We start from the raw sequence: 21,108 nt of genomic DNA, 5'->3' as shown, positions 1-21,108 counted from the left end.
CCGCCTCGCGCGGCCCCGCGCCGGGCGCGCCCCCGCGCGCTACGGCTGCAAACGCGCCGCGCTCCACCCGCCGCCGGCGCCCCTGCGGTACTCCAACCGCCGGTGCATGCGGTCCCGACTGCCGTGCCAGAACTCGACGCGCTCGGGTTCGAGCCGCCACGCCACCCACCCCGCGGGGCGGGGGACGTCGTCGCCGGCCTCGTCGAGCAGGGCGTTCGCGTCGTCGATGAGGTCCTCGAGCGTCCGCGGCTCGAGCACGGCGGACTGGTCGGCGACGGCCGTGGCGGCGCGCGACTTCGGCGACCGGTCGGCGAACAGCGCGTCGGACTCGGCGTCGGAAAGCACCACCGCCCGCCCCTCGAACCGGAGCTGCTGCATGGTCTCGCGCCAGTAGACCTGGAGCGCTGCGAACGGGTTCTCCTCGAGCTGCCGGCCCGTCGGGCTCAGCGTCGAGGTGCCGAACACGAGGCCCTCGTCGTCGAGCCGCTTCACGTCCACCGTCCGCGCGGACACCCGCCCGTCGGCGCCGGCCGTGGCGAGCGTCATCGACAGCGGCTCGGAGACGTCGCCGTCTTGAGCGGCGTCCAGCCAGGAGCGGGCGACCGTGAACGGCGAGACGGGCGGGTCGGTGAACTCGGGGAAGGCGAACGAGGTGTCACCGGACAGCGGGGCGGAGGGCATGCCCCCACCCAACCGCGCTCAGTCCACCCACGTCCAGGTCACCGGGGGACGACCGCCCCGGCCGGCGACGGAGGAGGGAGCATCCGCCCGGACGAGCGCCGGGTTCGTCCGGAGCGCACGGTTCGTGTTGCCCGGGTCCGGGGCCGTGCCGGTCAGGGCGGTCTGCAGCTGCGCCGCGTCCGAGCTGGTGAACACCTCGCCGAGGAGCGCGCGCGTCAGCGGCAGGTCGCGCCAGATCCGGGTGCGGACGTGCTCGAGGGCGGCACGGATGATCGTGTCGTGGTCGAACGGGAGGCGCGGCTCGCCCTGGTCGGGGAGCCTCCAGACCGAAGACGGCCGGTCCACGGCGCCTCCGCCACCGGGCCCGACGGCGCTCGGGTCCACCACGGCCGCGAACGCGACGCTGATCGCCGTGCTCCGCGGGTCCCGCTCCGGCCCGTCGAACGCCCCGATCTGCGCGAGGTGCCGGACCGCAGCCGCATCGATCCCGGCCTTGGACCGGAGCGCGCGTCGGGCACCGTCGGCGAGGCGTTCCGCAGGGGCCAGGAGCACGCCGGGCAGCGCCTCCTGGCCGACGTACGGCGCGTACTGCCGAGGCGCGGTGGCGACCCGGAGACCACTGCCCGCCGCGAAGGACACCGGGACGACGTCGATCGCGATGAGCGGCTGGTCGCGGGCCGCCGTCGGGGCACCGGTCACGCGGTCGCCCGTCGTGCCGCGCGGGCGGCGCGTTCGGCCCGGAGGGTCTCGCGGACGTCGGCGAAGGACTGCAGGACGGTGAACCGGCCGTCGATCCACACGGGCTGGAGGAGGTTGGTCGCCTCGTTCTCCGGGGTGGCCTGGTCGGTCTGCCGGATCTCACCGGTGGCGTCGCGGTGCAGGGCGATCCGGCCCTTGGCGCTCTTCTTGCCGCTGCCGGTCTTGGGGTCCTTCTGGATGTCCACGGGCTCGCCGTCGACGAGTGCCCAGGTGGCCTTGACCGCGCTGCCGAGGTTGTCGCGGGTCATGTACTGGTACGTGTACGAGCCGATCCCGAGCACGATGTTGTCGCTCGCGTAGCCCTTCGCGGCGAGACGCTCGTAGATGCGGTGGGCACGGTCGAGGGTGATGCTGTCGCCGTAGATCACGCCGACGTGCTGGTCGAGGACCTTGAACCCCTGCTCGTTCACGGTGTGCCCGAAGATCTCGTCGAGGAGTTCGACGACGCCCTTCTCCTCGTGGCTGCGGCCGGGGTCGCTCAGCGCCGCGGCGTCCACCCCGTGCACCGTGCCGGTGACGATGTCGACCGGGTCGCCCGAGTCGGGGCGGATGACGAGCTTGCCGTCGCGGCCGGTGATGCGGTCCTTGAGGGCGGGGAGCGTCTCGGTGACGACCTTGAAGAGGTCGAAGCCGTCGCTGACCGCGGAGACGATGCCGGTCGGGTAGACGTCGAGGATCTGCTCGAAGGTCGCCAGCTCGCCGTCGGCCCCGCGGACGCACATGACGCTGTGCTCGGTGGCGGGGACGCTCGCGGCGACCCAGCCGTTGTCGCCCGGGTAGTACCGGTCGATGAAGTCGAGCGACGGCATCGAGTCGGTGCCGAGGAACGAGAGGAGGTGCCCGGCCCCGCCGGCGGCGGCTGATTCGATGCTCGACTGCCCGCGGAACGAGAAGTCGTGTGCGGCGAAGTCGATGCTGGCCGGGTCGGCGCCGGTGCGGGCGGCCCAGTCCTCCATGAGGTCGCGGTACTCGAGCGCCTTGGTGGCGACGGTCGACGGGTGCCAGATCGACGCCGACAGCGCGGTCTCGATGTAGTTCGGCAGCCAGAAGAACTCGTCGATCGTGTTCTCGATCGTCAGGGTGGCGACGCCGATCGGGGCGAGCGTGCCCTCGGGGAGCGCGCGGATCTCGAGCGGGAGGTACCCGAGCCGGTGCAGGGCGCGGACGTGGTCGGTGCCGATGTGGTTCGGGCCGAAGTACCCCTGCAGGGCCTGCTCGAACCGGTCGGCGACCTCGTCCTCGTCGGCGGCGAAGAACGGCGCCCAGGCTTCGACGAGCGAGCGCTGGATGAACGCCTGCAGGCCGAAGACCACCGCGTGCGTCGACTCGGGCATGTGCGCGTTCGACCGGTTCGTCCAGTTGATGAGGATTCGGGTGGTGCCGGCGGGGTAGACCTGCCGGTGCGAGTGCTTGTACCCGTCGACGGCGAGGAGCGGGGCGATCGGGCTCGGCGCGGTGAGTCGTGGCGCGATCGTGGTGGTGTCGGTGTCGGTCATCGGATCTGCTCCGTCAGGGTGGGGGTGAGTTCGATGGTGCGCAGACCGTCGATGTGGTTCTGCGCGGGGTAGGAGTCCGTCGTGACGATCTCCCCGAAGTGGTCGGCGAGCTGCGGGGCCCGGCCGGAGAAGACGCCGTGCGAGACCCAGAGGCCGAGGCGGTCCTTCGTCAGGCCGGTCGCCGCCGCGAGACCCATGAACGTGCCGCCGCCGTCGCAGATGTCGTCGACGACGAGCAGCCGGCCGGTGTCGGGCAGTGGCTCGCAGGAGAACCCGTCGAGCTTGCCGGTGTCCGGGTTGCGGTGCTTCTCCGCCCGGAACACCGGGAGACCGCACGCTTTGGCGACGGCAGTGGCCCGGGCGACCGCGCCCTTGTCGGGGGCGATGATGCCGACGTAGTCGGAGCCGGCGACCACGGCGTCGCGGACGAGCGCTTCGCTGGTGACGACGGTGAGCCGCTCGACCAGGTCGACGATCACGGGCGAGTGCGGGTCGAACGCGATGACCTGGTCGATCCGGAAGCCGTTGATGACGTCCGCGTAGACCTTCGCGCCGAAGGGGAGTCCGCGGTCCTGCCGGGCGCCGGGCAGGTAGGGGATGAGGGCGACGGACCGGGATCCGCGCTGCCGGACGGCGTCCGCCCACATGCCGAGCACGAGGAGGTCGTCGCCGCTCGTGCCGCGCAGGGTCGCGATCTCGATGAGGTCCCCCGCGTCGGCGTCGTGCGCGACCTTGACGTGGGCTTCACCGGCGGGGAACCGCATGGTGGAGAACGTCGGTGTCGCGAGGTCTCCCCGGGTGGTCCGGGTGTTCAGTTCGACTGCCATGACCCGACCGTACCACGGTATTTGTCAGTTTGACAAGTACCTGTCCGCGGTGCGGTGCATCGACCGGAGCAGGAGCGGCCCGGGCAGCCGGAGCAGCCCGCGCGGCAGGAGCCCGCGGACCACACGCACCCACCGGACGGTGCGCCGGAACCGCCGCTGCTCGCGCGGCCCCCACGCGAACCCGTACTGCGTGCGCACGACCTCCGGCAGCATGCCGACCGTCACGATCCGGACGACCGGCATCACGGCCCGCACCCACAGCGGCGCGAACCGCGGGTGCAGCAGGTCGCGGACGACCCCGCGGGCGTCGTCGGTCACCTCGAGACGCTCGAGCGCGGACGCCCAGTACCACTCGAACGCCTCGACGGTCCCGGGCCAGCGGTCGGCGGGCACGCGCAGCGCCGTGCCGATCGGCGCGTAGGCGTCGAGGACCGACCGGGCACGGGAGGCGTCGACGGGGTCGCCGAACAGCGTGTGCGCGCGCATCGCCGAGTCGTACAGGGTCGCCGCCACCCAGAGCTGCCGGTCCGGGTCGTCGGCCCCGGTGACCGGGCGGTGGGCCCGGCCGACGAACCCAGCGGCGACGGCGGCGTCCGCCTCGGTGCCGATGACCACGGCGTACACGAACATCAGGGTGTGGGCCAGCCGCTGCTGCGGTCGGCGCGCGAAGTCCGAGTGGCAGCGCACTCCCGCCGCGACCACCGGGTCGGCGATCTGCAGCAGGATCGCGCGGCCACCCGCGGCCACGGGTGTGCTGTCGGCGAGGAACCGACGGAGGTCCGGGTCCTGGACGCGACCAGCGGTCGGACGGGAGGCACGGTGCGGGTCCGGCACCGCGCCTCCAGGCTGTCCCGTGGTCACGTTCCGGCCCCGCGTCGCCGCTTCCGCAGGAACGGCACCATGTCCACTGCGATCGCCAGGGCCAACGCGACCGCCCCCGCGACCAGGGAGACCATGAGTGCCGTCCCGTCGACGGTGGCGCCGGTGGTCGTCACGAGCAGTGTCGCGACGAGCCAGATCGCCGGGAGCGGCCAGAGTCGTCTCGGAGCGCCGGCGACCACGCCACCGACCACACCGACCAGCAGCAGCGGGAGCCAACGGCTCGTCGGCTCCGACCGGGCGACGAGGTTCGCCGCGGCAGCCACGAGCAGGAGCGCGGCGATCGTGATGAGTCGCACCGCACCCGGCATGCGACTGACACTGGCTCGGGCGCGACGGAACACGGCCCGATCGTACGGGGTGCCGGTCAGAGGGGCTTCGTGCCGAGGTCGTTCCCGAGGTCGGGACGCTCCTCCTCCTGCTCCCACAGGTCGGGTGAGCCCTCGCGGGGCGAGCCGCCCGTCGGGCCGTCGTCGGTGCCGTCACCGGGCTGCGGTTCGACGGTCTCGCCGGCCACGGCGTCGTTCGTGACGGTCTCGAGGGCTTCCTCGCGGTCGTCCACCTCGTAGGGGCCGGTGTGCTCGGTGTCCACGTCGTCGTCGCGGAACTCGTCGGTGCCGTCGTCGGGTGTGATGCCGGGGTCGCTCACTGCGCACTCCTTCTCGTTTCGGGACTCCCTGTGTACGCCCCGGTCCTGCGGACGCGTCCGGTGTCCGCTCCGCGCGCCGTTTCGTGTCCCGTTCACCTGCAGGTCACCTGCGGGTCACGGGCGCGGGGCACACTCGCCGTGCTCGGGGGAGTGGAGCGCGGTCGCCGACGGGTGGTCGAGCGACCGCGCCTTCCCCCGGTCAGACGCGCTCGAGCAGCCCGCGCTCCGCGACGTCGGCGAGGGCGAGCGTGCGGTACCCGGCGGACTCGAAGAACACCGTCAGGCGGTCGTCCTCGGTGCTCATCACGGTCCCGCGGCCCCACTCGGCGTGCTCGACCTCGGCGTCCGGCGGCCACTCGGCGTCGTGCGACCCGTCGGCCGCGTGCGCTCGCTGGGCGGAACCGGACGAGCAGGTGTCGCAGTTGCCACACGGTTCGGGCAGCTCGTCGCCGAAGTAGCCGAGCAGGAACTGCCGGCGGCACTCGTCGGTCTCGGCGAAGCGGCGCACCATCGCGATCCGGGACTCCTCGATGCGCTCCCGCTCGTCCGCGCGGTCCGAGGCGGCGCGGGCGGCGTCCTCGGCGGTCCGCGGCGCGCCGGGGGCCCGGCGGAGTCCGTCGCGCACGTCGACGAGGACCCCGGCGTCGACGAGCGCGTTGGCGGCGCGTCCGGCGGTCCGTGCGGAGAGTCCGCTGGCGTCCGGCAGGTCCGACCGGGCCACGGTGCCGCGGCCCGGCACGGCGTCGAACACCGCGCGGAGCGAGGCCGGCCGGGGGCTGCCGGAGGCGAAGAAGCGGCGGAGGCCGAGGTCCTCGGCGCGGTAGTGCATGGTCGCGAGCCCCGGGCTGCCGTCGCGCCCCGCCCGCCCGACCTCCTGGTAGTACGCGTCGACCGACTCCGGCACGTCGGCGTGCACGACGAAGCGGACGTCGGGCTTGTCGATGCCCATGCCGAACGCGCTCGTGGCCACGACGACGTCGATGTCGCCGTCGAGGAACGCGTGGTGCACGGCCTCGCGGTCCCGCACCCGGAGCCCCGCGTGGTACGGCTTGGCGCGCCGGCCGCTCTCGACGAGCTCGTCGGCGTAGACCAGGGTCTCGGCGCGGGTGGCGACGTACACGACCCCGGCTCCCTCGAGTCCGGCGACCTGGGCGACGAGGGCGTCCTGCTTGCTGTCGGCGTCCTCGTGGCGGACGACCTCGAAGCGGAGCTCCGGCCGGTCGAACCCGGTGGCGAGGACGAGCGGGTCCCGCATGCCGAGCCGCTCCACGATCTCGGTGCGGACGGGCGAGGACCCGGTGGCCGTCATCGCGAGCACCGGTGGGCGGCCGAGCCGTTCGGCGACCTCGCCGAGCAGCAGGTAGTCCGGCCGGAATTCGTGCCCCCACGACGACACGCAGTGCGCCTCGTCGACCGTCAGGAGGGCGACCCCGGCGGCCACGAGCCGCTCGACGACGTCGTCCTTCGCGAGCTGCTCCGGAGCGAGGAACACGTACCGGACCTCGCCGGCGTCGACCGCGTCCCACGCCTCGGTGAGGTCACGGTGGCCCTTCGTCGCGTTGATCGTCACGGCACGGGGGGCGTCCGGGTGGTCCTCGAGCCCGACGACCTGGTCCTCCTGCAGGGCGACGAGCGGCGACACCACGACGACGAGCCCGTCGAGCGCGAGCCCGGCGACCTGGTAGATCGCGGACTTGCCGGATCCGGTCGGCATCACGGCGAGGGCGTCCCGGCCGGACAGGACCGCGTCGATGACGGTCTCCTGCTGGGGACGGAGGGTCCAACCGAAGACGTCGGTGGCGCGGGTACGGAGTGCGGTGTCCATCGGGTACACCGTGCCGAGCGCTCCCTGTGGTCCGGCCCGGAGCCGCGCGCACCGGATGTCCACACTGCGGCGCTAGCATGGCCGTCGGCCGTTGTCTCGACATCGAGCGACCCTCGATGTGGAGTGCGCGACCGGGAAACCGATGCCGATCGCACGAACCGTCGTGCGGGAAGAAGAACAGCGTGGATCTTTTCGAGTACCAGGCCAGGGACCTCTTCGAGTCCTACGGCGTCCCCGTCCTCCAGGGCATCATCGCCGACACCCCGGACGAGGCGAGAGCAGCGGCGGAGAAGATCGGCGGCGTGGTCGTCGTCAAGGCGCAGGTGAAGGTCGGCGGTCGCGGGAAGGCCGGCGGCGTCAAGGTCGCCAAGACCCCCGACGAAGCGTTCGAGCACGCGCAGGCGATCCTCGGCCTCGACATCAAGGGCCACACGGTCCAGCGGGTGATGATCGCCCAGGGCGCGGACATCGCCGAGGAGTTCTACTTCTCGGTGCTGCTCGACCGGGCGAACCGCTCGTACCTGTCGCTCGTCAGCGTCGAGGGCGGCATGGAGATCGAGCAGCTCGCGGTCGAGAAGCCCGAGGCGCTCGCCCGGGTCGAGGTCGACCCGCTCACCGGCATCGACCAGGCGAAGGGGCTCGAGCTCGCGCAGCAGGCCGGCTTCCCCGAGGCGCTGCAGGAGCAAGTCGCGAACGTGTTCGTGAAGCTCTACGACGTCTACAAGGGCGAGGACGCCACCCTCGTCGAGGTGAACCCCCTCGTCCGCACCGGCGACGGTCAGATCCTCGCGCTCGACGGCAAGGTCTCCCTCGACGAGAACGCCGACTTCCGGCACCCGGCGCACGCCGACCTCGAGGACACCGCGAGCGAGGACCCGCTCGAGGCCAAGGCGAAGGCCCACGGCCTCAACTACGTCAAGCTCGACGGCGAGATCGGGGTCATCGGCAACGGTGCCGGCCTCGTCATGTCGACGCTCGACGTCGTCGCCTACGCCGGTGAGCGCCACGGCGGCGTGAAGCCCGCGAACTTCCTCGACATCGGCGGCGGCGCCTCGGCCGAGGTCATGGCCAACGGCCTCGACGTCATCCTCGGCGACCCGCAGGTGAAGAGCGTCTTCGTGAACGTCTTCGGCGGCATCACCGCCTGCGACGCCGTCGCGAACGGCATCGTCGCCGCGCTCGGGATCCTCGGCGACGCGGCGACCAAGCCGCTCGTCGTGCGCCTCGACGGCAACAAGGTGGACGAGGGCCGGCGCATCCTGACCGAGGCGGCGCACCCGCTCGTCACGATCGCCGAGACCATGGACGACGCGGCCGAGCAGGCCGCCGAACTCGCCGCTGCAGCGGCCTGAAGGGACTGACCATGTCGATCTTCCTCAACAAGGACTCCAAGGTCATCGTCCAGGGCATCACCGGCGGCGAGGGCACCAAGCACACGGCGCTCATGCTCGCGGCCGGCACGCAGGTCGTCGGTGGCGTCAACGCCCGCAAGGCCGGCACGACCGTCACCCACGGCGACGTCGAACTGCCGGTGTTCGGCACCGTGCGGGAAGCCGTGGACACCACCGGCGCCGACGTCTCGATCGTGTTCGTGCCGCCGGCCTTCGCGAAGGACGCCGTGCTCGAGGCCATCGACGCCGCGGTGCCGCTGGTCGTCGTCATCACCGAGGGCATCCCGGTGCAGGACTCCGCCGAGTTCTGGGCGCACGCGAAGGCCCTCGGCGGGGCGACCCGCATCATCGGGCCGAACTGCCCCGGCATCATCACGCCCGGTGAGTCGCTCGTCGGCATCACCCCGGCGACGATCACCGGCAAGGGCCCGATCGGTCTCGTGTCGAAGTCGGGCACCCTGACCTACCAGATGATGTACGAGCTCCGTGACCTCGGGTTCTCGACCGCCATCGGCATCGGCGGCGACCCGGTCATCGGGACGACGCACATCGACGCGCTCGCCGCGTTCGAGGCCGACCCCGAGACCGAGGCCATCGTCATGATCGGCGAGATCGGCGGCGACGCCGAGGAGCGTGCGGCCGACTACATCAAGGCGCACGTGACGAAGCCGGTCGTCGGGTACGTCGCGGGCTTCACCGCCCCCGAGGGCAAGACGATGGGCCACGCGGGCGCGATCGTGTCCGGTTCCGCCGGCACCGCCGAGGCGAAGAAGCAGGCGCTCGAGGCGGCCGGCGTCAAGGTCGGCAAGACGCCGTCCGAGACGGCCGCGCTGCTGCGCGAGGTGGTCGCCGCGAAGTAGCGGTGCGGTCCGCGTCGTGACGACGCAGACGGGAGGCGCGGTGCCGGCTGGCACCGCGCCTCCCGTCGTTCCTGCCGTCGCTGTGTACCCTTGTGGTTACGTAACCAGAGTGGTACACATGGTGCATGGACGCGATCTGGGGAGCCCTCGCCGACGGACACCGCCGGACGATGCTCGCCGCGCTGCGCGAACGCCCGCGGACGGTGAACGAACTCGCCGACCTCGTGCCGATCGCCCGGCCCGGCGTGTCCCGGCACCTTCGCGTGCTGCGCGAGAGCGGACTCGTCGAGTCCGAGCAGGACGCGCAGCGGCGGGTGTACCGGCTCCGGACCGAGCCCCTGACCGAGATCGACGAGTGGCTGCGGCCCTACCGGGACCAGTGGGAGCAGCGCCTCGACGCGCTGGAGACCGAGGTCGCCCGGGGTCGCCACGAACGGAAGGCACGAGGATGACGACGGAGACGTCCGGCACGGTCCGGATCGAGGAGGACGGCACCGGCACGGTGCGCATGGACCGGGTCTACCCGACCGGGATCGACGACCTGTGGGACGCGGTGACCGTGCCGGAACGCCTGGCGCGGTGGTTGGTGGTGCGGCTCGACGGTGTGCCCGCCCTCGGCGAGACCGTGCACGCGGTATTCACCAGCCACTGGGACGGGTCCGTGCGCGTTGACGTGTGCGACCGGCCCGAGCGACTGCTGGTGACCATGACCTCGGACGGCGAGACCACCGTGACCGAGGCCCGGCTGACGGCGGTCGACGACGACCGGACGCGGCTCGTGATCGAGGAGCGGGGCTTCACCGCGGACGAGGTCGCCGACCACGGCGCCGGGTGGCAGGTGCACGTCGAGGACCTCGGCACCGTGCTCGCGGGCGGCGAACCCGAGCCGTGGCTGCCGCGGTGGCGGGCGCTCCAGCCGGGGTACGTGGCGTCCCTCTCCTGAGCGGATCTGCCGCGCGGCACCGCCGTCGGCGGCGGATCGGCACGTATCCTCGCTCCGATGAACCGCCTGGGAACCGCACTGCTCGCCGCGATCGAGGCGGTCGTGACGGTCGGCGTCGGCATCGGGATCGCCCTCGTGCCGCTCACGCTGCTCTGGGGCTTCGAGTACGGCCTGCAGATCGACTGGGACGTCTTCTGGAAGGCCACCGGGAGCGTCTGGCTCGTCGGCCACGGCGTCGACGTGTCGTTCCTGCTCGGCTCGGCGCTCGCGAAGTCGTCCGGTGTCAGCGGCGCCACCGACCCGATCCACGTCACGCTCGCGGCGCTCGGCTTCGCGATCGTGACTGCGTGGCTGGCCGGCCGCGCCGGACGTCGGTTCGCCGAGACCGAGCACCGGACGACCGGGCTCCTGGTCGGGACGGCCGTGGTGGCGGCGCTCGGCCTCGCGATCGCGCTGTCCTCCCGGTCCGCGGCGATCGACCCGACGACCTGGCAGGCGATCGTCCTGCCCGCGCTGTGGTTCGGGATCCCCGCCCTCGTGACGAGCGAGGTCTGCCGGCGTCGTCGCGGCCTCCCCGCCGACGCGGTCACCCAGCGCGTGCTCGACCTGCTCGGCCGGGTACCCGAGGCCTGGCGTGCCGTGGCGGCGTTCGGGCTCCGTGCGGGCACGGCCGCGACCGCCGCGGTGGTCGCCGTCGCCGGCATCGTCGTCGCCTTCCTGCTCTTCGGGTCCTTCGCCGAGGTCATCTCCCTCTACGAGCGGTCGCACGCGGGCATCGTCGGGGGCATCGCACTGACCGTCGGCCAGCTCGCGTTCCTGCCGGACTTCGTCGGGTGGGCGACCTCGTGGCTCGTCGGCCCCGGCTTCGCGATCGGCACCGGGTCGAGCGTCTCGCCGATCGGCACGACGCTCGGGCCGATCCCCGGCCTCCCCGTGTTCGGCGCGCTGCCCGCGTCCGGGCACACCTTCGGGCTCGTCTGGGTGCTCGTCCCGGTCGTTGCCGGGTTCGCGGTCGGCGGGCTCCTCCGCCCGCGACTCGTCCGGGCTCTCGGCAGCGCGAACTCGGCGCTGCACCGGGCGCTCGGCGGGGTCGCCGCCGGCATCGTCGCGGGCGTGCTCACCGGGGTCGTCGCGTGGCTGACCGCGGGGTCGTTCGGTCCGGGCCGCCTCGCGGACGTCGGCCCGCACGCCCTGGTCGTGGGTGCCTTCGCCGCGCTCGAGGTCGGCGCCCCGGCGATCGTCGCCCTCGCCGCGGGGAGCGACCTCGTCCGACTGCCCGAGGGCGGGTGGGCGCGGGAGCGTTGGCACGAGTCCGAGACTCCGGACGACACGTCCGAGGAGCACGAGGGGTCCCTCCTCGCCGCGCTCGACCGGGCCGGTGCCGGGCGCACCACCGAGGTGCACCGGTTCGTCGTCGAGGAGGCGCACGGGGCCCTCCCGGACCGCGCGGCCACCGACGACACCCGCACCGCGCCGGAGCCGGCGGCCCCGTCGGAGGCGAGCCGCGCCTCCAGGACGGACGACGACACGCGCGCCGAGCCCGTCACGCACGCCGAGACCGACGTCGAGTTGCCCGACTGGGCGCGCACCGACGCGGTCGCGGCCGAGCGGATGGGCGGCGCACCAGCAACCCCGGACGCGAGCGGGGTCGCGCGGACGACGAAGCGCGGCGGCGTCGGCGCGGTCCGCGACCGGCTGCGCGGAGCGGCGGAGGGCGTCCGCGAGCGTGCGGACGACGTCCGCGAGCGGGCCGCCGGGCTGCGCGACCGGGTCACCGGGGCGGACGTCGAGCGAGACGAGACCGACACGCCCTCCGCGCCGCCGGTGCCGCACGCTCCCGGGACCGAAGCCCAACCCGCGTTCCCGTGGAGCACCGAGGAGTTCGTCGCCGGCCGTGACGACGCGGACGACGACGCCGCCGACGACGACGCTGCCGACGAGAACGTTGCCGACGGACCCGCCCGGCCCACCAGCGCTTCGGGCCCAGCGCAGGACCGCGCACCCGGACACCCGACGTGGGACGCGACCGACCAGATCCCCGAGGACGAACTGCCCTGGTGGCGGCAGCCGAAGGGCGACCGGTAGCGACCGCCGTCGCACGGCGGGCCGCCCGGTAGGCTTGGTCGCGTGCTCGAACTGGTCGTCCTGATCTCCGGTGCCGGCTCGAACCTCCGGGCCCTGCTCGACGCGACCCTCGACGCGGAGTACCCCGCCCGGGTCGTCGCCATCGGTGCCGACCGCGACGCCGAGGGCCTCGGTCTCGGCGAGGAGTACTCGATCCCGACGTTCACGGTGCCGTTCACCCGGTTCGACTCGCGCGAGGAGTGGGGCCGGGAGCTCGCGACCCAGATCCGTCCGTGGTCGCCGGACCTCCTCGTGCTGTCCGGCCTGATGCGCCTGCTGCCACCGACCGTCGTGTCCGAGTTCGCCCCCGGCATCATCAACACACACCCGGCGTACCTGCCCGAGTTCCCCGGTGCCCACGGGGTGCGGGACGCCCTCGCCGCGGGCGTCGACCAGACCGGCGCGAGCGTGATCCAGGTCGACGACGGCGTCGACAGCGGGCCGATCCTCGCGCAGGAGCGTGTCCCGGTGCTCCCGGGCGACTCCGAGTCGACGCTGCACGACCGCATCAAGCCGGTCGAGCGTCGCCTGCTCATCCAGACCATCCTCGACATCGCCAACGGCACCACCGACCTGAAGGGCACCCCGAGCGCATGAGCGTGCACGCAGCCGACCCCAGCCTGTACCGCGACCGGGACCTCGTCCCCGTGCGGCGGGCGCTCATCTCGGTGAGCGACAAGTCCGGCCTGCTCGAGCTCGCCGGCGCCCTCGCCGACGCCGGCGTCGAGATCGTCTCCACCGGCTCCACGGCCGGCGCGATCCGGGACGCCGGGTACGCCGTCACGGACGTGTCGAGCGTCACGGGCTTCCCGGAGTCGCTCGACGGCCGCGTGAAGACCCTGCACCCGTCGGTGCACGCGGGCCTCCTCGCCGACCTGCGCCTCGAGTCGCACGAGCAGCAGCTCGCCGAGCTCGGCATCGAGCCGTTCCAGCTCGTCGTCGTCAACCTCTACCCGTTCGTCGAGACGGTGGCCTCCGGCGCCGACACCGCGACCGTGGTCGAGAACGTCGACATCGGCGGGCCCGCGATGGTCCGCGCCTCGGCGAAGAACCACCCGAACGTCGCGATCGTCGTGTCGCCGTCCTCCTACGCCGAGGTGGTCGAGGCCGTGCGCGCCGGGGGCACCACGCTCGAGCTCCGGAAGCGCCTCGCCGCGCAGGCGTTCGCGCACACCGCCGCGTACGACACCGCGGTCGCGGGCTACTTCGCGAGCGACGTGGTCGCGGCGGCAGCAGCCGCACCGACCACGAGCGGCGACATCGAGACGCCCGGCTCCTTCGACGAGCACCTGTCGTTCGGCGCCGACCTCGCCGCGACGCTCCGCTACGGCGAGAACGCCCACCAGGCGGCCGCGCTCTACACGAGCGCGGGCGGGACCGGCATCGCGCAGGCGACGCAGCTGCACGGCAAGGAGATGTCGTACAACAACTACGTCGACGCCGATGCCGCCGTGCGGGCCGCGTACGACTTCGCGGAGCCCGCGGTCGCGATCATCAAGCACGCGAACCCGTGCGGCATCGCGATCGCCCCGGCCGATGCCGCCGACCCGATCGCCTCCGCCCACGCCGCCGCGCACGCCTGCGACCCGCTGTCCGCGTTCGGTGGCGTGATCGCCGCGAACCGGCCGGTGACCGTCGGCATGGCCGAGACCGTCAAGGACATCTTCACCGAGGTCGTCGTCGCCCCCGCGTTCGACCCCGAGGCGATCGAGATCCTGTCGCGCAAGAAGAACATCCGGCTGCTCTCGCTCCCGACCGACTTCGCGCTGGCTCCGCGGGAGGTCAAGCAGATCTCCGGCGGGTTCCTCGTGCAGGACGCCGACCGCTTCACGGCGTTCGACCAGTCCACCTGGACCCTGGTGTCCGGCGAGCCGGCCGACGAGCAGACCCTCGCCGACCTCGCGTTCGCGTGGAAGGCCAGCCGGGCCGTGAAGTCGAACGCGATCCTCCTGGCGAACCAGGGCGCGAGCGTCGGCGTCGGCATGGGGCAGGTCAACCGCGTCGACTCGTGCCACCTCGCGGTGGACCGTGCCGCGGAGCGCGCCGCCGGATCGGTCGCCGCGTCGGACGCGTTCTTCCCCTTCGCGGACGGGCTCCAGGTGCTGCTCGACGCCGGCGTGCGCGCCGTCGCCCAGCCCGGCGGCAGCGTCCGCGACGACGAGGTGATCGCCGCCGCGACGGCTGCCGGCGTGACGATGTACTTCACGGGTGAGCGGCACTTCTTCCACTGATTCGAACAAAGGCATTGCGCACCACGATCGACTGTGAATAGTCTGTAAGGCTCCGCGACAGGCACGCCGACGGCCCCGCACGACCACGGGCCGGCGGCACCGCGGACACAACGGTGACGAAGACGACGACTGGAGTGACGATGGACACGACGACCGGAACCGTGGCGACGGATGCCCGTGCAGGTCTCGTGCTCGCCGTGGGGACCGCTCCCGACGCACGACCGCGCGCAGTGCACGTGGCCGTCGCGCCGCACCCGTACCGGGGTGCGCCCGCCGTCACGGCACCGCTGTCCGCGTAGGGCTGTCTCCCACAGCCACCGGACGGTGATCGTCGGCTCTGCCGGCGACACCGACCACGGGCCCGCGCGAGCCCACGCCTGAACCCGGGGGACGACTGTCTCCCGGTGCACTCCGACCGAACCGACGCCGCTCGACGAGCGGTGGCGGGCGACCCCGTCCGACCGGCACGCACCTGACCAGGGTGCGTGCGGACCGAGACCGGACCGACCGCTCGGCCGACGACCATCACGCAACGCAACACCGAGCCTCCCGACCGGACCTGCCGCGACAGCGGCTCCCGGCCAGGAGGCCCCGGCACGACGCACGAGGACGCAGACCCCATGTCCAAGACGCCAGAGCAGGCGCGCCCGTCCACCGACCGCCCCTCGACACAGCGCCCATCAACATTCAGCGCTATTGCTCGTATCTACCCCTTCGTGAAGCCCTACCAGGGCCGCATCATCGGCGGCATGTTCGCCGCCATGGGTGCGTCGCTGGTCGCGCTCGCGATCCCCTACGTCCTGCAGTGGCTCGTCGACGGCCCGCTGTCCTCGAAGGACTCCGCACAGATCTGGCCGGCCGGCCTGGGCGTGCTCGCGCTCGGCGTGCTCGAGGCGTTCTTCATCGCCTCGCGCCGACGCCTGGTGATGCGCCCGTCGACCCGCATCGAGACGAGCATGCGGAACGCGCTCTACGCGAAGCTGCAGGACCTGCCGGTGGCGTTCCACGACCGCTGGGAGTCCGGGCAGCTGCTGTCCCGCTCCGTGTCCGACCTGTCGCTCATCCGGCGGTGGCTGGCGTTCGGCGTCGTGCTGCTCGTCGTCAACATCGTGACGATCGTCGTCGGCTTCGTCGTGCTGTTCACCTTCGGGTGGCTGCTCGGCCTGGTGTTCCTCGTCGCCTCGATCCCGCTGTGGATCAACGGGCTGCTGTTCGAGCGCCGGTACTCCGTCGTCGCGCGCCGCAGCCAGGACCAGGTCGGTGACCTCGCCACGAGCGTCGAGCAGTCGGTGCACGGCATCCGCGTGCTCAAGGCGTTCGGTCGGGGCCGGTACAAGCTCGACGAGTTCAGCGAGCAGGCCGAGGCGCTCCGCGGCACCGAGATCGAGAAGGCCAAGGCGATCGCGGGCATCTGGCTCTGGCTGCTGCTCGTGCCCGACGTCGCGTTCGCGCTCTGCCTGCTCGCCGGCATCTTCCTCGCGTCGCAGGGGCAGCTCACCGTCGGGCAGCTGTTCGCGTTCTTCGCGACGGCCACGGTGCTGCGGTTCCCGATCGAGTCGATCGGCTTCCTGCTCTCGATGACGTTCGACACGCGCACCGCGGTCGACCGCTTCTTCGAGGTCATGGACTCCGAGAACACGATCACGGACCCCGAACACCCGGAGACGATCGCGGAGCCGCACGGTGCCCTGTCCTTCAACGGCGTGCACTTTCGCTACCAGGACTCCCCGCCGCAGTTCCCCGACCTCATCAACGGCGTCGAGCTGCAGCTCCGGCCGGGCGAGACCATGGCGCTCGTCGGACTGACCGGCTGCGGCAAGACGACGTTGCTCTCGCTCGTCCCGCGGCTCTACGACGTGACGGGCGGTTCGGTGACCATCGACGGTGTCGACATCCGTTCGCTGACCAGGGAAGAGCTGCGCCGGCACGTCGGCGTCGCCTTCGAGGACGCCACGCTGTTCTCGACGACCGTGCGCGAGAACGTGCTGCTCGGTCGTCCGGACCTGTCCGGGGACGAGGCCGAGACGCTCATGCGCGAGGCCCTCGACATCGCCCAGGCGTCCTTCGTGGACGACCTGCCGGACGGGGTCGACACGCGCGTCGGGGAAGAGGGACTGTCCCTGTCCGGTGGGCAGCGGCAGCGACTCGCACTGGCCCGTGCCATCGCGGCGCGGCCGTCGGTGCTCGTCCTGGACGACCCGCTGTCCGCGCTCGACGTCGACACCGAGGCGCGGGTCGAGGCGGGCCTCCGTCGCGTCCTCGCCGAGACCACGTCGCTCATCGTGGCGCACCGTCCGTCGACCGTGACGCTCGCGGACCGCGTCGCGCTCATGGAGAACGGCGTCGTCACCGCCGTCGGCACCCACTCGGAGCTGATGGCCACCAACGACCACTACCGCTACGTCATCTCGTCGCTCGACGAGGACGACGCCACCGCACGAGAGGAGGCGATGGCATGAGCCAGCAGACGGAACAGAACCTGCCTGGAGGCACGGCCGGCGTCCCACAGGACGCTCCGGACGAGCAGACTGCCGCGCCCGTCACCGCGTCGATCACCACCCTGGGCGTGCGCGGCGAGGAGCGTGAGGACTTCACCAAGGCGGAGAGCAAGCGCCTGCGGCGCCGGTCCCTCGCCCTGCTCGGGTCCCTCGCGGCCCCGCTGAAGATGCGCCTCGTCGTGCTCGGCATCGTCGTGGTGGTCTCCACGGCTGGGACCGTGGCCGGTCCGGCGCTCATCGCCTGGGGCATCGACAACGCCCTGCCCGCCGTGCTGGACCGGAACGACTGGGTGCCGGCGTTCGGGGTCGTCGCGACGTACGTCGTCGTCGCGATCCTCGGCGCGGTGCTCACCGCCTGGTACACAGTGCTCGCCGCGCGGATCAGCCAGGCGATCCTGTTCGACCTCCGCAAGCGGGTGTTCCTGCACACGCAGCGGCTCTCGCTGGAGTTCCACGAGACGTACACGTCGGGCCGGATCATCTCCCGCCAGACGAGCGACCTCGACTCCATCCGGGAGCTGCTCGACTCCGGCCTGAACCAGCTCATCCAGGGCGTGCTCTACATGGTGTTCACGGCGATCGCCCTCGTGGCGCTCGACCCGACGTCCGGGCTCGTGCTCGCGGTGTCGCTCGTGCCGCTGTGGTTCCTGATCCGCTGGTTCCAGTCGAACTCGCAGACCCTGTTCCGGGCGACCCGTGTCACCTCGGCCCGGGTGATCGTGCACTTCGTCGAGACCATGACCGGCATCCGGGCGGTGCAGGCCTTCCGCAAGGAGTCCCGCAACCGTGACGAGTACGGCGGGTTCGTCGAGGACTACCGGGTGGCGAACACGAAGGTGTTCAACCTCTTCGGGACGTTCGACCCGGTGCTCGTGCTCATCGGGAACGCCACGCTCGCCGCGGTCGTGATCGTCGGTGGCTTCCGGATCGTCGACGGTTCGCTCGAGGTCGGTGCGCTGCTCGCGGTCGCGCTGTACGCCAAGCGCTTCTTCGACCCGGCGCAGGAACTCGCGATGTTCTACAACGGCTACCAGTCGGCCTCGGCCGCGATGGAGAAGATCTCCGGCGTGCTCGAGGAACGGCCGAGCGTGCCGGACCCCGCGAAGCCGGTGAAGCTGCCGGACGCCACCGGGAAGATGGACTTCGACGACGTCGTGTTCGCGTACAACAAGGGCAAGGTCGTGCTCCCGGAGTTCGACCTGCACATCCCGGCGGGGCAGACGATCGCGCTCGTCGGGTCGACCGGTGCCGGCAAGTCGACGCTCGCGAAGCTCATGGCGCGCTTCTACGACCCGTCGCAGGGATCGGTCAAGCTCGACGGCGTGGACCTCCGGGACATCGACCCGAAGGACATGCGCCGCGCGATCGTCATGGTCACGCAGGAGGCGTACCTGTTCTCCGGCACCGTGGCGGACAACATCGCGCTCGGGAAGCCCGGGGCCTCCCGCGCCGAGATCGAGGCAGCGGCGAAGGCCGTGGGCGCGCACGAGTTCATCATGGCGCTGCCCGACGGGTACGACACCGACGTGAACAAGCGCGGCGGCCGGGTGTCGGCCGGGCAGCGGCAGCTCCTGTCGTTCGCCCGGGCGTTCATCGCGGACCCGAAGGTGCTCATCCTCGACGAGGCCACCGCGTCGCTCGACATCCCGTCGGAGCGGCTCGTGCAGGAGGGGTTGGAGACCCTCCTCGCCGACCGGACCGCCGTGATCATCGCGCACCGCCTGTCCACCGTCGCGATCGCCCACCGGGTGCTCGTGATGGAGTACGGACGGATCGTCGAGGACGGCACCCCGGACGACCTCATCGCGGGCACCGGACGGTTCGCCCAGCTCCACGCGGCCTGGCGCGACTCGCTCGTGTGAGGTGATGCCGGGCTGCACGACGTGGTTGGCTTGTCCCATGAGCAACGACAGCGTGCAGCCCGGCGGCGTCGCCCTGCGCGACCCCTTCTACGGGGCACCCTTCGCCGAGGCCGTCCGACGGTTCTGGCGGAAGTACACCGTGTTCACCGGGCGAGCGTCCCGCGCCGAGTTCTGGTGGTGGTGGCTCACGTCGTTCGCGATCGGGCTCGTCCTCCAGCTCGTGCCGCAGGTCTTCACGCCGGACAGCCCGGTCGGTGAGAACCCGGTCGGCTCGTACCTGTTCGTGCTCTGGGTCCTCGCGACGCTCGTCGGTTCGCTCGCCCTCGGCGCCCGGCGGCTGCACGACGCGAACCTGTCCGGCTTCTGGCAGTTCCTGCACGTGCTCGTCGGCGTCGGCTCGCTCGTGCTGTTCGTGCTGTTCCTGCTGCCGACGAACCCGAAGGGCGCGCGCTTCGACGCCTGAGGGCCCGCTTCGACGCCTGAGGGCGGACGCCGTCGGGTGATCCCGCATCGCCGGTGGGGAAGCCGCAAGACTTCCTCGCAGCAGGCTCGGGCCGTCCTATCGTTCCCCTGTGACCGAGCACACCACCACGACCGCATCCGGAGCGGCTGCACGCCTCCGCCAGGACCTGCTCTACGGGCTCGAGCACATCGTGTTCACGAGCGTGCTCGGCTCGCCGCTGCTGCCCGGGGTGGCGCGGCGGGCGATGCTCCTCGCCGCGGGCGCCCACGTCGGATCGGGACCGGGGATCGGGTTCGCCCTCGCGGGGTCCGCGCGGAACCTGACGATCGGCCACGGGGTCTTCTGCAACAAGCGGGTGTCCGTCGAGGCCATCGCGCCGGTGTCCATCGGTGACGACACCTCGATCGGCATGGACGTGCTCATCATCACCAGCCACCACGGCTTCGACGGGGCGGGGCAGTGGAACCGCACACCGGAGGGCCGGCCGGTGCGGATCGGGAAGCGCGTGTGGATCGGCGCCCGGGCCACCGTCCTGCCCGGGACCGTGATCGAGGACGACGTGGTCGTGGCTGCTGGCGCGGTCGTGCGGGGGACGCTGCGGTCGGGCGGTGTGTACGGCGGCGTGCCCGCGAAGCGCATCCGCGAGCTCGGGCCGGCGTCGGAGACGGTCGAACCGGCGCAGCCGGTGCGCTGACGTCGGCGTCAGAACGGGTCGTCGGCGTCCGTGGTCGGTGACCAGCGCGCCCGACGCATGTCGATCCTCCAGGCCGTCGCGCCCTGCACGAGCGGCGTCCCCTCGGCGCGGTAGTGCTCGTGCGCGCGGGCTTCGTGGTGGACCGGGGGCAGGCCGCCGGACCGGACCACCCGCCACCACGGGAGGTCGGAGCCCTCGTGCGCCATGACCTTGCCGACCGCACGCGACGCCCGGGAGCCGAGGGCCGCCGCGACGTCGCCGTAGGTCATCACGTGCCCGGGCGGGATGAGCCGGACGACCTCGGCGACTGCAGCGCCGAAGTCGCCGGCGTCACCGAAGCCGTCGGCCGCGCCGGCCTCGCCTTCGGCTGCGTCCGCGGGCACGGCTAGAGCGTCAGGACCGCGAAGTGGTCGCCGTACTGGGTCTCCCGGACGACCTCGAACCCCACCGCGCGGAAGAACGGTTCCGGGCTGTCGTCGCCACCGGGCTCGTACACGACCGTCAGGCGCTCGAGGCCCCGGCTGCGGGCTTCGTCCGCCAGACCGTGCACCGCGAACCGGCCGACCCCGCGACCCTGCGCCGACGCCGACACGTTCACGCGCCAGATCGCGCTCCGGAGTTCTTCCTCGGAGTTGTCCTCGTCGAAGGTGCCGATGATCATGCCGACGACCTCGTCACCGTCGAGGACCACGCGGGTCCACGCCGAACTCGGCTTCACGTCGGACTCCGCGACCGCGTACGTCGTCGGCTGCACGAACTGCTCCTGACCGGGCTTGAGCGTCAGGGAGTTGGCCGCCGCAGCGGTCGACGCGGAGAGTTCTTCGAGGCGGAGGTCCGTCATGTCGCTCAGGGTATCCGTGCGACCCGTGCGGGGGCCAGCAAGCCGCAGAGACCGATACCGCACCGTTGTCGCGCCCGGCGGCGTG

General features: G+C 72.2%; 22 protein-coding genes. 12 read left to right on the top strand and 10 right to left on the bottom strand.

Going from position 1 to position 21,108, the window contains the following annotated elements; genetic code table 11:
- Positions 1-39 precede the first annotated feature (39 nt).
- The 8 genes from FS825_RS05190 to FS825_RS05160 form a co-directional block, all read right to left on the bottom strand.
- Positions 40-681: a pyridoxal 5'-phosphate synthase gene (locus tag FS825_RS05190; RefSeq protein WP_144711427.1), complete on the bottom strand. Its 642-nt coding sequence runs from the start codon at positions 679-681 to the stop codon at positions 40-42.
- Positions 682-699: 18 nt separating this feature from the next.
- Positions 700-1,380, bottom strand: a complete 681-nt coding sequence (locus tag FS825_RS05185) for an NUDIX hydrolase (RefSeq protein WP_144711426.1) — start codon at positions 1,378-1,380, stop codon at positions 700-702.
- Complete coding sequence (locus FS825_RS05180) at positions 1,377-2,936, bottom strand: nicotinate phosphoribosyltransferase (protein ID WP_144711425.1); 1,560 nt, start codon at positions 2,934-2,936, stop codon at positions 1,377-1,379. Before FS825_RS05180 ends, FS825_RS05185 begins: the two co-directional genes overlap by 4 nt.
- Positions 2,933-3,763 carry a phosphoribosyltransferase family protein gene (locus FS825_RS05175; RefSeq protein ID WP_144711424.1) on the bottom strand — a complete coding sequence of 277 codons (831 nt, stop codon included), beginning with the start codon at positions 3,761-3,763 and terminating at the stop codon, positions 2,933-2,935. Before FS825_RS05175 ends, FS825_RS05180 begins: the two co-directional genes overlap by 4 nt.
- Positions 3,764-3,787: 24 nt before the next feature.
- The gene (locus tag FS825_RS05170) at positions 3,788-4,624 is read right to left on the bottom strand and encodes an oxygenase MpaB family protein (RefSeq protein ID WP_186377083.1); all 837 of its coding nucleotides are present in this window, start codon (positions 4,622-4,624) and stop codon (positions 3,788-3,790) included.
- Positions 4,621-4,953 (bottom strand): hypothetical protein, encoded by a 333-nt coding sequence (locus FS825_RS18560; RefSeq protein WP_186377082.1) that lies wholly within the window; start codon positions 4,951-4,953, stop codon positions 4,621-4,623. The genes FS825_RS05170 and FS825_RS18560 overlap by 4 nt, the downstream gene beginning before the upstream one ends.
- A gap of 56 nt (positions 4,954-5,009) precedes the next feature.
- A complete protein-coding gene (locus FS825_RS05165; protein ID WP_144711422.1) occupies positions 5,010-5,291 on the bottom strand; it encodes a hypothetical protein in 282 nt (93 codons plus the stop codon).
- Between the two features lie 199 nt (positions 5,292-5,490).
- Complete coding sequence (locus tag FS825_RS05160) at positions 5,491-7,116, bottom strand: RecQ family ATP-dependent DNA helicase (RefSeq protein ID WP_144711421.1); 1,626 nt, start codon at positions 7,114-7,116, stop codon at positions 5,491-5,493.
- Between the two features lie 182 nt (positions 7,117-7,298).
- Here FS825_RS05160 and sucC point away from each other — a divergent pair, with 182 nt between their 5' ends.
- The 12 genes from sucC (at position 7,299) to FS825_RS05100 (ending at position 20,182) form a co-directional block, all read left to right on the top strand.
- Positions 7,299-8,468, top strand: a complete 1,170-nt coding sequence (gene sucC, locus FS825_RS05155) for an ADP-forming succinate--CoA ligase subunit beta (protein WP_144711420.1) — start codon at positions 7,299-7,301, stop codon at positions 8,466-8,468.
- A gap of 11 nt (positions 8,469-8,479) precedes the next feature.
- Positions 8,480-9,367, top strand: a complete 888-nt coding sequence (gene sucD / locus FS825_RS05150; RefSeq protein ID WP_144711419.1) for a succinate--CoA ligase subunit alpha — start codon at positions 8,480-8,482, stop codon at positions 9,365-9,367.
- A 125-nt stretch (positions 9,368-9,492) separates the two neighbouring features.
- Positions 9,493-9,819, top strand: a complete 327-nt coding sequence (locus FS825_RS05145) for an ArsR/SmtB family transcription factor (protein ID WP_144711418.1) — start codon at positions 9,493-9,495, stop codon at positions 9,817-9,819.
- Positions 9,816-10,310 carry an SRPBCC domain-containing protein gene (locus tag FS825_RS05140; RefSeq protein WP_144711417.1) on the top strand — a complete coding sequence of 165 codons (495 nt, stop codon included), beginning with the start codon at positions 9,816-9,818 and terminating at the stop codon, positions 10,308-10,310. The genes FS825_RS05145 and FS825_RS05140 overlap by 4 nt, the downstream gene beginning before the upstream one ends.
- A 57-nt stretch (positions 10,311-10,367) precedes the next feature.
- Positions 10,368-12,395 carry a cell division protein PerM gene (locus FS825_RS05135; RefSeq protein ID WP_144711416.1) on the top strand — a complete coding sequence of 676 codons (2,028 nt, stop codon included), beginning with the start codon at positions 10,368-10,370 and terminating at the stop codon, positions 12,393-12,395.
- A gap of 42 nt (positions 12,396-12,437) precedes the next feature.
- Entirely contained in the window at positions 12,438-13,031 is a 594-nt protein-coding gene (purN, locus tag FS825_RS05130; RefSeq protein WP_144711415.1) for a phosphoribosylglycinamide formyltransferase, read from the top strand.
- Positions 13,028-14,665, top strand: a complete 1,638-nt coding sequence (purH, locus tag FS825_RS05125) for a bifunctional phosphoribosylaminoimidazolecarboxamide formyltransferase/IMP cyclohydrolase (RefSeq protein ID WP_144711414.1) — start codon at positions 13,028-13,030, stop codon at positions 14,663-14,665. Before purN ends, purH begins: the two co-directional genes overlap by 4 nt.
- A gap of 140 nt (positions 14,666-14,805) precedes the next feature.
- Positions 14,806-14,964, top strand: a complete 159-nt coding sequence (locus FS825_RS05120) for a hypothetical protein (RefSeq protein WP_186377081.1) — start codon at positions 14,806-14,808, stop codon at positions 14,962-14,964.
- 321 nt (positions 14,965-15,285) lie between these two features.
- Positions 15,286-17,124: an ABC transporter ATP-binding protein gene (locus FS825_RS05115; protein ID WP_144711412.1), complete on the top strand. Its 1,839-nt coding sequence runs from the start codon at positions 15,286-15,288 to the stop codon at positions 17,122-17,124.
- 92 nt (positions 17,125-17,216) lie between these two features.
- Positions 17,217-19,025, top strand: coding sequence for an ABC transporter ATP-binding protein (locus FS825_RS05110; protein WP_144711850.1), 1,809 nt, complete (start codon positions 17,217-17,219; stop codon positions 19,023-19,025).
- A gap of 37 nt (positions 19,026-19,062) precedes the next feature.
- On the top strand, positions 19,063-19,488 hold the full coding sequence (locus FS825_RS05105) for a DUF805 domain-containing protein (protein ID WP_186377080.1): 426 nt from the start codon (positions 19,063-19,065) through the stop codon (positions 19,486-19,488).
- A 109-nt stretch (positions 19,489-19,597) separates the two neighbouring features.
- The gene (locus FS825_RS05100) at positions 19,598-20,182 is read left to right on the top strand and encodes an acyltransferase (protein WP_222126890.1); all 585 of its coding nucleotides are present in this window, start codon (positions 19,598-19,600) and stop codon (positions 20,180-20,182) included.
- An 8-nt stretch (positions 20,183-20,190) separates the two neighbouring features.
- Here FS825_RS05100 and FS825_RS05095 read toward each other — a convergent pair whose 3' ends face one another.
- Positions 20,191-20,565, bottom strand: a complete 375-nt coding sequence (locus FS825_RS05095) for an MGMT family protein (RefSeq protein WP_144711410.1) — start codon at positions 20,563-20,565, stop codon at positions 20,191-20,193.
- 2 nt (positions 20,566-20,567) lie between these two features.
- Positions 20,568-21,023: a GNAT family N-acetyltransferase gene (locus tag FS825_RS05090; RefSeq protein ID WP_144711409.1), complete on the bottom strand. Its 456-nt coding sequence runs from the start codon at positions 21,021-21,023 to the stop codon at positions 20,568-20,570.
- Positions 21,024-21,108: the final 85 nt, after the last annotated feature.

It is taken from the genome of Curtobacterium pusillum, from assembly GCF_007680845.1.
GTDB classification, from domain to species: Bacteria; Actinomycetota; Actinomycetes; order Actinomycetales; family Microbacteriaceae; genus Curtobacterium; species Curtobacterium pusillum_B.
Note: the sequence above shows the minus strand (reverse complement) of the source record. Positions and strands in the feature narration are given on the sequence as shown.

What these genes read in the sequence shown, in the direction of transcription:
- FS825_RS05180 (WP_144711425.1), bottom strand. Translation starts at nt 2,936, where the DNA reads ATGACCGACACCGACACCACCACGATCGCGCCACGACTCACCGCGCCG.
- FS825_RS05105 (WP_186377080.1), top strand. Translation starts at nt 19,063, where the DNA reads ATGAGCAACGACAGCGTGCAGCCCGGCGGCGTCGCCCTGCGCGACCCC.
- FS825_RS05120 (WP_186377081.1), top strand. Translation starts at nt 14,806, where the DNA reads ATGGACACGACGACCGGAACCGTGGCGACGGATGCCCGTGCAGGTCTC.
- sucD (WP_144711419.1), top strand. Translation starts at nt 8,480, where the DNA reads ATGTCGATCTTCCTCAACAAGGACTCCAAGGTCATCGTCCAGGGCATC.
- FS825_RS05090 (WP_144711409.1), bottom strand. Translation starts at nt 21,023, where the DNA reads ATGACGGACCTCCGCCTCGAAGAACTCTCCGCGTCGACCGCTGCGGCG.
- FS825_RS18560 (WP_186377082.1), bottom strand. Translation starts at nt 4,953, where the DNA reads ATGCCGGGTGCGGTGCGACTCATCACGATCGCCGCGCTCCTGCTCGTG.
- FS825_RS05160 (WP_144711421.1), bottom strand. Translation starts at nt 7,116, where the DNA reads ATGGACACCGCACTCCGTACCCGCGCCACCGACGTCTTCGGTTGGACC.
- FS825_RS05115 (WP_144711412.1), top strand. Translation starts at nt 15,286, where the DNA reads ATGTCCAAGACGCCAGAGCAGGCGCGCCCGTCCACCGACCGCCCCTCG.
- FS825_RS05190 (WP_144711427.1), bottom strand. Translation starts at nt 681, where the DNA reads ATGCCCTCCGCCCCGCTGTCCGGTGACACCTCGTTCGCCTTCCCCGAG.
- FS825_RS05140 (WP_144711417.1), top strand. Translation starts at nt 9,816, where the DNA reads ATGACGACGGAGACGTCCGGCACGGTCCGGATCGAGGAGGACGGCACC.
- FS825_RS05135 (WP_144711416.1), top strand. Translation starts at nt 10,368, where the DNA reads ATGAACCGCCTGGGAACCGCACTGCTCGCCGCGATCGAGGCGGTCGTG.
- FS825_RS05145 (WP_144711418.1), top strand. Translation starts at nt 9,493, where the DNA reads ATGGACGCGATCTGGGGAGCCCTCGCCGACGGACACCGCCGGACGATG.
- FS825_RS05175 (WP_144711424.1), bottom strand. Translation starts at nt 3,763, where the DNA reads ATGGCAGTCGAACTGAACACCCGGACCACCCGGGGAGACCTCGCGACA.
- purH (WP_144711414.1), top strand. Translation starts at nt 13,028, where the DNA reads ATGAGCGTGCACGCAGCCGACCCCAGCCTGTACCGCGACCGGGACCTC.